The organism is Yoonia sp. (genome assembly GCF_017854565.1).
Lineage (GTDB): Bacteria > Pseudomonadota > Alphaproteobacteria > Rhodobacterales > Rhodobacteraceae > Yoonia.
Window position 1 is genome coordinate 1 of record NZ_JAFMHJ010000062.1, and the last position, 11,289, is coordinate 11,289.

The 11,289-nt window shown below is 61.5% G+C and carries 11 protein-coding genes and 1 pseudogene; 7 read left to right on the top strand and 5 right to left on the bottom strand.

From position 1 onward, the window contains the following. The 3 genes and pseudogenes from QZ196_RS15970 to QZ196_RS15980 form a co-directional block, all read right to left on the bottom strand. Window positions 1-229: pseudogene (locus QZ196_RS15970) on the bottom strand (AraC family transcriptional regulator); the annotation flags it as partial. Between the two features lie 104 nt (window positions 230-333). Next, a complete protein-coding gene (locus tag QZ196_RS15975) occupies window positions 334-1,791 on the bottom strand; it encodes an aldehyde dehydrogenase family protein (protein WP_296428216.1) in 1,458 nt (485 codons plus the stop codon). 38 nt (window positions 1,792-1,829) lie between these two features. Then, window positions 1,830-3,239 carry a UbiD family decarboxylase gene (locus tag QZ196_RS15980; RefSeq protein ID WP_296428217.1) on the bottom strand — a complete coding sequence of 470 codons (1,410 nt, stop codon included), beginning with the start codon at window positions 3,237-3,239 and terminating at the stop codon, window positions 1,830-1,832. Window positions 3,240-3,366: 127 nt separating this feature from the next. Between QZ196_RS15980 and QZ196_RS15985 the strand changes: the two genes are divergently transcribed. Then, a complete protein-coding gene (locus tag QZ196_RS15985) occupies window positions 3,367-4,281 on the top strand; it encodes a LysR family transcriptional regulator (protein WP_296428218.1) in 915 nt (304 codons plus the stop codon). Between the two features lie 114 nt (window positions 4,282-4,395). Next, window positions 4,396-4,989: a UbiX family flavin prenyltransferase gene (locus QZ196_RS15990; RefSeq protein WP_296428219.1), complete on the top strand. Its 594-nt coding sequence runs from the start codon at window positions 4,396-4,398 to the stop codon at window positions 4,987-4,989. Here the strand turns inward: QZ196_RS15990 and QZ196_RS15995 are convergent. After that, window positions 4,970-5,446 (bottom strand): TIGR02444 family protein, encoded by a 477-nt coding sequence (locus QZ196_RS15995; RefSeq protein ID WP_296428220.1) that lies wholly within the window; start codon window positions 5,444-5,446, stop codon window positions 4,970-4,972. The two genes, QZ196_RS15990 and QZ196_RS15995, sit on opposite strands and share 20 nt — an antisense overlap. Window positions 5,447-5,629: 183 nt before the next feature. On the opposite strand from QZ196_RS15995, the gene QZ196_RS16000 reads away from it, so the two are divergent. From QZ196_RS16000 to QZ196_RS16015, 4 genes are all read left to right on the top strand, one after another. Continuing rightward, window positions 5,630-6,388: a 3-oxoacyl-ACP reductase family protein gene (locus QZ196_RS16000; RefSeq protein ID WP_296428221.1), complete on the top strand. Its 759-nt coding sequence runs from the start codon at window positions 5,630-5,632 to the stop codon at window positions 6,386-6,388. A 43-nt stretch (window positions 6,389-6,431) separates the two neighbouring features. Beyond that, complete coding sequence (locus QZ196_RS16005; RefSeq protein ID WP_296428223.1) at window positions 6,432-7,412, top strand: TRAP transporter substrate-binding protein; 981 nt, start codon at window positions 6,432-6,434, stop codon at window positions 7,410-7,412. A gap of 61 nt (window positions 7,413-7,473) precedes the next feature. Beyond that, a complete protein-coding gene (locus QZ196_RS16010; protein ID WP_296428225.1) occupies window positions 7,474-8,043 on the top strand; it encodes a TRAP transporter small permease in 570 nt (189 codons plus the stop codon). Further along, window positions 8,043-9,305, top strand: coding sequence for a TRAP transporter large permease (locus tag QZ196_RS16015; protein ID WP_296428227.1), 1,263 nt, complete (start codon window positions 8,043-8,045; stop codon window positions 9,303-9,305). The genes QZ196_RS16010 and QZ196_RS16015 overlap by 1 nt, the downstream gene beginning before the upstream one ends. Window position 9,306: 1 nt before the next feature. Here the strand turns inward: QZ196_RS16015 and QZ196_RS16020 are convergent, their stop codons facing one another. Continuing rightward, window positions 9,307-10,131, bottom strand: coding sequence for an AraC family transcriptional regulator (locus QZ196_RS16020; RefSeq protein WP_296428229.1), 825 nt, complete (start codon window positions 10,129-10,131; stop codon window positions 9,307-9,309). 198 nt (window positions 10,132-10,329) lie between these two features. On the opposite strand from QZ196_RS16020, the gene QZ196_RS16025 reads away from it, so the two are divergent. Further along, window positions 10,330-11,169 (top strand): sterol desaturase family protein, encoded by an 840-nt coding sequence (locus QZ196_RS16025; protein WP_296428231.1) that lies wholly within the window; start codon window positions 10,330-10,332, stop codon window positions 11,167-11,169. Window positions 11,170-11,289: the final 120 nt, after the last annotated feature.

Here is an 11,289-nt window from a genome sequence, read left to right on the forward strand (position 1 = left end):
GGGCTTTGGGCCAATGCACATAGGCATGCGGCGTCCATGCGTTGATCAGAACCGCGCTTTCGTCGGTCAGCGGCACAACCTCGTCACCGACGAGAAAACTCGTATCGGCACCCTCGACCTTGAGCAGAACATGGCAATGCGGGTGGGCGTGACGCACAAGTGGACGATCCATGTCGAGCAGCGCGACACGGCCGAATTTTCCGGTTCTGATCCTCAGGGCGTTGGACATCAGGCGGCGGTAACGCGCTCCTCGCTTTCTAGCTTTACGTTCTGGCCACATGATATGCGCCAAAACACCTGCGAATTAAAGTTTAAATGCGCCGGGCGGGTCGCTCAGTGACCGACGACACCGACGTTCTGGTAAACGTGCTTGAGCTCGCAGAAATCGAGCAGACCGTCGAAACCGTGCAATCTGCCCAGACCCGAACGGCGATAGCCGCCGGTCTCGGCTTCGGCGAAAAGCCTGTTGTGGTCGTTGATCCAGACGGTGCCATTGCGCAGGGCACGCGCCAGCCGCCATGACGCATCGCCGCGATGGGTCCAGACAGATGCGGACAGGCCATAGACGGTGTTGTTTGCCTTTGCCACCGCATCCGCCTCGTCTCGGAACGTCTCAAGCACCACAAGTGGGCCGAAAATTTCGTCTTGTACGAAGTCGGCGTTCGGATCGCCATGCACGACCAGCGCCGGCGACATGAAAGCGCTGCCCTTCGGACCGTCGAGCGGGCCGCCGCGCAGCACGACCTGGTCGGCGGTATCATAGACCGTTTCGCAATCACGCATGACCCGGTCGCGCGACTGGATGTCGATCAGCGGCCCCATCGCGGTACCGTCCGACATGCCGTCGCCGATGGAGACAGCCTGAAGCGCGGCGGAAAGCGCGCTTTTCGCTTCATCAAGCCGGGATTCGTGCACCAGAACCCGACGCGCCGCGGTGCATTGCTGACCGGAGATGATCGTGGCTGCGGCGGCAAGCTTCGGTGCCACCGCGCCGATGTCGGCATCTTGCAGCACGATGCAGCAAGATTTGCCGCCCAGTTCCAGCGACAGTTTCTTCATCGTTGGCGCGGCGTCCGCCATGATGCGCTGGCCGACAGCGTTCGAGCCGGTAAAGCTGATGACATCGACATCGGGCGCTGTGACCAGCGTTTGCGCCGCGTCATGACCAACCTCGAACACCACATTGACCACACCCGCGGGGATGGCGGCATCCTCGAACAGTGGGGCCATGCAGGCCGCGGTGAATAGCGCCGTCTGCGGCGCGGGCTTCGTCACCGTCGTGCAGCCGACCGCCAGCGCCGGAACGAGCGACCGGATCAGCAGCACGGCAGGTGCGTTCCACGGCACGATGATGCCCGCCACCCCTGTCGGCTCGCGCAGCATCACCGAAATCTCGCCCGGCGCCACTTCCATCGCGTGACCGGGATTGTGGCGGGTCAGGCCCGCATAGTAACGGATCTCCGAAATCGCCGCGCCCAATTCGCCCTTGGATGCGCCAAGTGGTTTGCCATTGGTCAACGTCAGCAATTCCGCAAGCCGTGCGAGATCGGCCTCCAGCGCGTCGGCCCACCGCAGCAGGGCCATCTGCCGGTCGCGGGGTGATTGCGGCCAAAGCGTGGTGTCGAATGCGGCCCGCGCGGCGGCAATGGCGGCTGTGGCCTGCGCCGCGCCGTCGGCCCAGACATGCCCCACGACTGCCCCGGTCGCCGGGTTGATCGACGCGGTCTTGTCGCCCGCGTCCGAATAGGAGCCGCCGATCATGTGCCGCGCGATCAGGTCAGTCGTTGTCATATCTTTCTCCTAAGTGCTTCTGTCCCGCGGGCCATCGCTCAGGATCCGAGCAGGGATGCGAGCGTGGCGCCAGGGTCGATCACCGCGTCCAGATCAAGCTCCTGTTCGCCCGGCACGCGAATTCGCTTGAACCGGAATTCAGGTGCGTCGAGCGGCACCGTGGCATCCAGCCCCATCTTGGCTCCGAAACCATTGTCGGAGGACGGGTCCAGCTTGGAGCCCTGGGAACCCGATATGACAACAAGATCGCGATCCGCCTGGAACCGGGTGGCCACCGCCCATTCGACCATTTCGGGGTCATGGATATCGACATCCTCGTCGACGACGATGGCATGCTTGATGTCGTAATGCGCGGCAAACGCACCCAGAAGGACATTCTTGGCCTCGCCCGCGTGGCGGGCTTTGATCTTGACGTAAAGGTGATAGCGGCACATCCCGCCGGGGGCGAGGTGGACATCGCGCACGCAGGGAAACATATCCTGAAGGGTTTTCAGGATCGTCGCCTCGCGGGGGATACCGCCCAAAATCAGGTGTTCCAGCCCGCCGCCGACGATGGTGTGGAACAGCGGCTTTTGCCGTGTGGTCACACAGCTCACCTCGATCACATGACGGTCGGCGCGTTCGCCGTAATACTGCGGGAATTCGCCGAACGGGCCTTCGGGGCGGCGCAGGTTGGCGCGGCAGCGTCCTTCGATCACGATCTCGCTTTGCGCGGGCACAAACAGGTCGACCGAAATACCGCGCACCACGTCGAGCGGCGCACCGCCAAGCGCACCGGCGACGGTCAGTTCGTCGAAATCCATCGGAACGATGGCTTGCGACGCCAACAGACAGGCAGGCGATGCGCCGATGACGATCGCGACCTCCAGATCATCGCCCGCTTCCTCGGCGGTGGTAAAGAAACTCAGCGTGTGCCGGGGCAGCAGCAACGCGCCCAACTCGCGCGGGCCAGAGACCTGAAGGCGGTGGATGGCGACGTTCTGGATGCCGGTGCGCGGGTTGCGGCAGATCATCAGGCCGGCGGTGATATAGGCACCGCTGTCATGTTCGTTATGGGTCGGGATGGGCAGCAATGCGGTCAGGTCGATGTCGCGCTTGTGCACGACCTCCTGGCACGGTGCGGCCTCTACCTCGTTGACGGGCAGTGGCGACTGCGCCGCTTCCTCGAAAGCCGACAGCAACGTGCCGGGCTCGACCCCAAGCGCCTCGGCCATCCATTCGCGGCGCGACAGCAGGCCCGATATAACGACACCGTCGGCATGCCCATCGGGGGCAGGGGCGACAAGGGCGCGGCTGCCGTCATGCCGGTTGGCCAAACCCGCGATTTCAAAGTCCAGCTTTCGCCCGGTTTTCGTCACGGCAAGCCGGTCGGTAGTTTCCAGATGGCCGAGCCATTGCCGCAGATCCATGTCCCGGCGGGAACCCGGCGCAGTCGGTTTTCGGCTCATGTTCATACTCCCAATTGGCAGCCAGACGCTATTGCCCCCGAGCAATCAAAACCATTAATATTGGCTAATCTCTGGGATAGCGTTTCGTGATGGCGCGATGCAAATCCGAAACTGAAGGTCAAGCGCGATGGAATTGAGACAGATGCAGTATCTGCTGGCGATCTACGAAGAAGGGTCCCTGACCGGGGCGTCGCGACGGCTGAATGTCGTGCAACCGGCACTCAGCCAGCAGCTTCAGAAGCTCGAGGCGGAGATCGGGCAGCCGCTGTTTACCCGCGCACCCAAGGGCATGATCCCGACCCAGATGGGTATCGAGGCCTATGAACATTTTGTCAGGATCACCCGCGATCTCGATACTGCCCTGAACGCGCTATCAGGCGACGGCGGGCCGGTGCGCGGTACGGTTTCCATCGGGGTGGTCAGTTCCGCCACCAACAACGCGCTTGGCGAAACCCTGCAGAAATTCACCGTGAAGTACCCGGACGTCAGCGTGAAGGTGACGGGCGGCTATACCGGAGAGCTTCAGGACCAGTTGCGCATGTCGCGGATCGAGCTGGCGATCATCAACATGCCGCCGCTCAAACAGGATCCGCGCATCGTGGACATCGTCAAGGAGGATTTCTGCCTGATCGCCGCGCCGGATACGCCGATCACTGGCAAGGCGGGACTGCGGCTTGAGGATATTGAAACAATGAAACTTGTGATCCCGTCGCAGCGGCATGGCCTGCGCACGATCATCGACCGGGCCGCGAATGGCGAGGGGCTGGCATTGTCTCCGTCCATGGAATTCGACGAGATGAAACTGATCGAGGATTTCGTCTGCGCGACCGATTACGTGACGATCCTGCCGCCCATCGCGGTCAATCGGGCTCTCAGGTCCGGACGTCTCAAGGCCTATCCGATCCGGCCCGCGATCTCGCGGCGGCTTGTCTACCAGATCAATCCCAGCCGACCGCTGAGCGCGGCGGCCCAGCTCCTGATCGACGAGATCCGTGAGAACATCATCGAGTTTTCATATTCCCTCGGCAATCTTGTGGGCTGATAGCGTTTTCGGCGCCATATAAGGCGTCGTTATCCCCCGTATCACGACGCCTTTCTTGCTTTCGACGCCGCCGGACGCCACGCAGGGTCATGGGGTCATGGGAGGATCAACGCCATGGTTTCGTCAGCGCCACGCCTGATCGTCGGAATATCCGGAGCTTCGGGTGTCATCTATGGCATCCGGCTGCTTGAGATTCTGCGCGACATGCCCGTCGAGACGCATCTGGTGATGTCCCGCTCTGCCGAGATCACCATCGCACACGAAACCGATCGCAAGATCGCCGACATAAAGGCGTTGGCCGATGTCTGGTATAAGCAGGAGGACATCGGCGCGGCGATATCCAGCGGCTCGTTCAAGACTCTTGGGATGGTCGTGGCACCCTGCACCATAAGGTCCGCGTCCGAGATCGCGGGTGGCGTGACCTCGACGCTGCTGACGCGGGCCGCGGATGTGGTGCTGAAGGAACGGCGCAGGCTGGTGCTGATGGTACGCGAGACGCCGCTGCATCTGGGCCACCTGCGAACCCTGACAACCCTTGCCGAAATCGGCGCGGTGATCGCGCCGCCGGTGCCGGCTTTCTACGCCAACCCCGCCTCGCTGGCCGAGATGATCGACCACAGCGTCGGGCGCGTGCTGGACCAGTTCGACCTTGATAGCGGCAAGGTGCGGCGCTGGAAGGATGGCGACGTCAAAGGCACAACTCGATAAGACGGTTCACCTGCGGCGTGCGGGCCACCCCGACCGCTGCCAGGTTGGCCGCCATACGTCCCGCAACCGGCCGCGCATCGTGATCAGGCGCCAGCGAACCGTCGCGGGTCAGCCGGAACAGCATGTCTTGCTCCATCCGCTCCGCCTCGATTTCCCAGGTCTTGACGGCGTCCCGCAGGCGGTCGCGCGCCAGCGTATCCTCGACATCGCGATCCTTCAGCCAGCGGCGCACGCCACGCATGGGCACCACGACCGAACCGTGCCAGTCGCGCACTGCGGCCATGCACTCTTCGGCATCCTCCGGGCCAAGGCTGCGGCCCTCCTGTGCGAGCCACAGCGCGAACAGCACGAGGTTCACATCCGCGCCACGTTCGTCCTGAAGCGACAGGCATATTTCCGGCACGCCCTTGCGGCCATATCTGTCCAGTGAGTATTGCCAGAAAGCGTGATCGGACATAAGACGTCGCCGCCCCCTGTACATTTGCCTCTGTCCCATAGGATGGCGCACGCGCCTAGGATCGGCAATCCAGTATCCTGGATATGCCATAGCGGTTCATGATAGACATATTAAGTATTGATTATTGTTCTTTAACGCTCTCGGTCCGTAGCTTGCCGGAAGCTCATGCGAAAGGAGCAGCAGATGCCTCGGCTTGACGGAAAAGTTGCGATTATCACGGGGGCGGCCCAGGGTATCGGTGCCGTCTATGCTCAGGCGCTTGCGGATGAAGGCGCCAAGGTGATGATCGCCGACATTCTCGATGGAAAACCCACCGCATCGCGGATCTCGGCCCAAGGCGGCACCGCGGATTTCATTCAGACCGATGTCAGCGACGAAAACAGCGTCGCGGCGATGGTCGACGCAACCGTCGCGAAATGGGGCGGCGTTGATATTCTGATCAACAACGCAGCCATCTGGGCCTCGCTGCGCGCCAAGCCGTTCGAGGATATCTCGCCCGAGGAATGGGACAAGCTGATGGCGGTCAACGTCAAGGGCCCTTTCCTGTGCGCCCGCGCCGTCGTGCCACATATGCGGGCCGGAAACTACGGACGCATCGTCAACATCGCGTCGGGCACCGCCTACAAGGGCACGCCGAATTTCCTGCATTACGTGACCTCGAAAGGCGCCGTGATCGCCATGACCCGCGCCCTGGCGCGCGAGGTGGGAGAGGACGGGATCACCGTCAACACGCTGGCCCCTGGCCTTGTGCTGTCCGAACAGGTCGTGGCCAGCCCCGAGCTCTTGGAAAAGCTGAGTGCGCCGGTGATGGCCAGCCGGGCGATCAAGCGCGATCAACTGCCCCAAGACCTCGTCGGCCCGCTGCTGTTCCTGGTCTCGGACGATGCCGCATTCATGACCGGCGAAGTGACCGTGATCGACGGCGGTTCTGTCATGCACTGAGCGTGCCCACAGCATCTGAACCGAATTCCAGAGGAGGAAAACAATGACTTTCAACCGCTTTTCAAAAGCAGCCCTGACAGCCCTGACACTGGGCCTTTCGAGCGTCGGCATCGCCGAGGCCAAGGATTTCCGACTGGGCACGATCGTGCCGTCGGGCCATGCCTGGAACGAGGCCGCACGCGCCTTTGCCACGGATCTTGCCGAGGCATCGGGCGGCGCGCACAGCGTCGAGGTGTTCCCCGCCGGCCAATTGGGCAGCGAGGAACAGATGGTCCAGCAGTTGCAGACCGGCGCTCTGGATTTCGCCTTTCTGACCATTGCCGACGTGTCAAACCGTATCCCGGCCTTCGGCGCGCTCTACACGCCGTTCCTTGTCGAGGACACGGGCGAAGCAGCTAAGATACTCAAGGGCGACACCACGCAGGCATTGCTTGACCGGCTTCCGCAGGAGATGGGCGTCGTCGGCATGGGCTACGGTCTGGCCGCCATGCGGCAGATGATGGCGACCGCGCCGGCAGAAAACCTCGGCGATCTCGAAGGCCTGAAAATGCGGATCACTCCGTTCAAGCCGTTCCGCGATTTCTACGATCTGCTGGGGATTGCGCCTACGCCCATGCCGTTGCCTGATGTCTATGATGCGCTGGCCAACGGTCAGGTGGACGCAATGGACATCGACGCCGAGCTGGTCGTGAACTTCAAGTTCTACGAACGCGCCGATCATCTTCTGCTGACCAACCACGCGATGTTCCCGATGGTCGGGCTGGTGTCCGGCCGCGTCTGGGCGGAACTCTCCGATGAGGACAAGCAGATGGTTCGGGATAACATGCGTGCGGCCCTGTCCGATCTGATGGATCACTACGTCGAGGCCGAACCAAAGCTGATCGCACAGATCGAAGAGACGGGCATCGAAGTACGCAAGGTCGACCCAGCATTTTTTGGCGATGTTACAACACGCTGGGAAGCAGTCTGGGCCGATCAGAAGGACGTGATCGACGCGCTGCGCGCCGAAGCGGCTGCATTCTGAACCGCAATCCGCAAGAAGGCCGGTCGGGGTAAACTTCCGACCGGTAGATAGGACAGGCGTCATGGAAATACTGCGCAAATTGAGTACAGGCATCGCCCGGACCGAAGTGTTGATCGGCGCCGCGCTCGGTGCGGTCACGACGGCGCTGATCTTGCTCAACGTCGTCACCCGCAGCTTTGCCAAGGCGCTGTTCTGGGTGGACGAGGCGGCGATAACCTCGATGGTCTGGATGACTTTCCTCGGCGCTTCGGCGGCAATCCACCATCGCCAGAGCGTCGCCGTCACCTTTGTGCCCGACATGCTGCGCGCCCCTGTGGCGCGCGCGCTCCTGATCGCAACGGATCTGGCCGTGCTGGTGTTCTTTTGCGTCCTGTTCGCCTTGGCCTGGAACTGGTTCGATCCCATCACGCTGGCGCGGCATGGCTTCGATACAGGCGCGTTTTCCGGTGCGACCTTCAATTTCATCTACTCGGAAGTCAGTACCACGCTGGGCGTGCCGAAATTCTGGCTCTGGCTCATCGTTCCAATTTTTGCCTTCGGCGCGTCCGTTCATGCGCTGAACAATCTGGCTCAGACGGCTTTCGGCGGCCCCGAAACCGGCCCGCTGGGGTCCGATAGGGAGGTCGCATAATGGTTCCGCTTTCCTTCGGCCTGCTGCTGTTTTCCGGCGTGCCCATCGCGCTGGTGCTTGCTATCACCGCGATGATCTACATCTGGGCCAGCGGCAACGACGTGTTGTTCCTGTCCTATCCGCAACAATTGTATGGCGGCCTGGAAAAATACGGTCTGCTGGCGATTCCGCTTTTCATGCTGGTCGGCGAGTTGATGAACGAGGGCGGCATCACCAAGCGTCTGGTCAACTTTGCCAGCGTCTTTGTCGGGTCGCTGCGCGGCGGGCTGGCTTACATCAACCTAGTCGCCAACATGTTCATGGCCGCGATCATCGGGTCGACCAATGCGCAGATCGCGGTGATGGGGCATGTCATGGTGCCAGAGATGGTGAAACGTGGCTATGACCGCAATTTCGCGGCGGCCGTGACGGCGGCAGGCGGGCTGATGTCGCCGATCATCCCGCCGTCGATGCTGTTCGTGATCTACGGCGTTCTGGCACAGATCAGCATCGGCGACATGTTCATCGCCGGGATCATTCCCGGCCTGCTGATGGGGGCTGCTTTCATCCTCGTCGTCGTGGTTTTGGGCTTTTTCTATACCTACCCCAAGGAAGCGAAGCTGTCGCGGGGCATGGCGGTATCTCACATCCTGCGGGCGCTCCCGTCGCTGTCCATCCCAGTGGTCATCATCGGCGGCATCGCGGGGGGCATCGCCACCCCGACCGAATCCGCCGCCGTCGCGTCCGTTGCCGCGATCATCGTCGGCTGGGCCTTCCACCGCGAGTTCGATCCCTCGCACATTCCGGGAATGTTGGTGCGCCTGCTGGCCAGTTCGTCGATGGTGCTGTTCTTGGTCGCCACAGCCAACGTGTTCGGCTGGATCATCGTTTACGAGAAGATACCGCAGAACCTGGCCGCCTATCTGGTGACGCTGACCGAGAACCCGATCGTGTTCATGCTGCTGCTCAACGTGATGCTGTTGCTGGTTGGCACCGTGATCGACGCCATCGCGGCGCTGATACTGGTGGTGCCGATCATGCTGCCGATCGCCATGCTGAGCTACGGGATCGACCCGTTCCATTTCGGTGTCGCCGTGTGCCTCAATCTCGTGATCGGCCTCTTGACCCCGCCGGTCGGCACAGCACTTTACGTGACCGCACAGGTGTCGGGCTGCAAACCGATGAGCATCATGAAACCGCTCGCACCTTTCCTTCTGGCGGCGCTGGTGATCCTTTTGCTGGTCTCGGTTTGGCCCGCGCTGACGCTGATGTTGATCGACTGAGTTAGCCGATGTCGTGTAGGGATCGTTTGAATTTCGCCGGCGACACGCCGGTGTGATACCGGAAGAACCGATTGAAATTCCCCGGCGAGCTGAAGCCGAGATCAGCCGCGACATCCTGCGCGCTGGCCCGGTCGGCCAATGCCGATACCGCGGCCTCGATCCTGATCGCGTTTCCATAGATGCCCGGCCCGACGCCGACAGTATCCTTGAACAATACGTTGAAGCGCGATCGTGACAGGCCGACGCTGCGGGCCAATGCGTCCAGATCGTACTGTTGCTCAGGATTGCCCTGCATCTGCTCGACCGCCCGCCGTATTCGGTAATCGACAAAACCCTGCGCGGCCTTGCGCCCGGCATTTTCGACCCGCGCGAAATGGGTCATCAGCGCCACGATCACGTCCTCCGCCCGTTCATTGCGGCCATCCAGTGCGTGGATAAGATCACGCAATTCACGCGTCAACCCTTGCGCTCGTTCGTCAACCCGGATTGACGGGCGTTCAAAGAAACCCGGCAGGCCGCAGCCATCGAACAGCTCGCTGGCCCGGCGGAGCCAGCCCGGATTGAGGTACAGCGCGAGATAGGACGATATCGCATCCGTGTCGGTCGGCGTGTAGTGATGCTCTTGCCACGCGTTGACCACCACGGCGCGGTCCGCCGTCAGCGGAACGGTCTGGCCATCGACGACAAAAACCTGGTCGGGACCACCGAGCTTGATGATCAGATGGGTCTGCGCATGGGCATGGGCGGTCAGCCGATCCTTGAGCGACAACAGCGCCGCCCGGCCAAAACGCCCGGCCAGGATCTCCGCGCCCTCCGTCAGGTCCATCGAATGCTTCATCGCGCAAGGTTAGGCCAATTGGCACCTGCTTTTCTAGATGGTTGCGCCTACCCGGTCTGCAAACCTGTCCGTTCGTTCAAAAAAAAGTTCCAGATGAGAATTTCCCGCGCCCGATGAGAACGACCGCGCCGGCGCTGCGGGATATACCGGATGACAATGCGAAATCAGCCATACCGGAGGACTGCCATGCCCCATTTCACCCAATCGCCCGAGCGTGACGCGCGCGAACAGGACCGCCAGCGCAAATACCGCAAGCAATTCGTCGCGGATACGCCGTCGTGGTATCACGGCCTTTATCATCTTGGATTCACGCTGGTCCTGACATTGGGCGCGCTGGCCTATTCCATCAGCCAATTGAATAATCCCGCACCATGGGAATGGGCATTGATCCCGATATTCGCTCTCGTCGGCAACCTCGCGGAATATTCGGCGCATCGCTGGATAATGCACCGGCCGGTGCCGGGGCTGAAGATGGTCTATAAGCGGCACTGCACCACGCATCACCAGTTCTTCACGCATCACGATCTTGGCTACAAGGGCCACAAGGAATGGCGGGCGTTGTTGTTCCCGCCGCTGGCGCCGGTCGCCTTCGTCCTGCTGTCGATACCTCCGGCGTTACTCGCCAACTGGCTTGTCTCATCCAACGCGGCCTACCTGATAGTCATTTCGATGTCCGGCTATTACCTGTTCTACGAATTCGTACATACGCTGTCACATCTGGACGACGAAAAGAGCCCCTACTTGCGGCATGTGCCGCTGATCAACACCATACGGCGGATGCACTATATCCATCACGTTCTGGGATTGATGCAGACCAAGAATTTCAATCTCACCTTCCCGATCGGAGACTGGATTTTCGGGACCAGCGATCTTGACCGAGGGTTCTGGGGAACGATGTTTAACGGCGATAGCGACGAGCATCAGAAAAAGGGTCTTCAATACGAAGATCTCGATGTGCTGCTGCCCGGTGTCGACATCTCCGCCGCGCGCACTGACCCGCAACCGGCAGCGGCACTCCCCGAATAGCCGTAGCAAGAAATGCTTCCAGCCCCCGTCGCCGACCATACAAAGGTCCGACTGGGGCGGACGTTTAGACCTCTCATTCGACGAGTGACTAGCGTGAAACCAGACGTTCGCGCTTTGGGA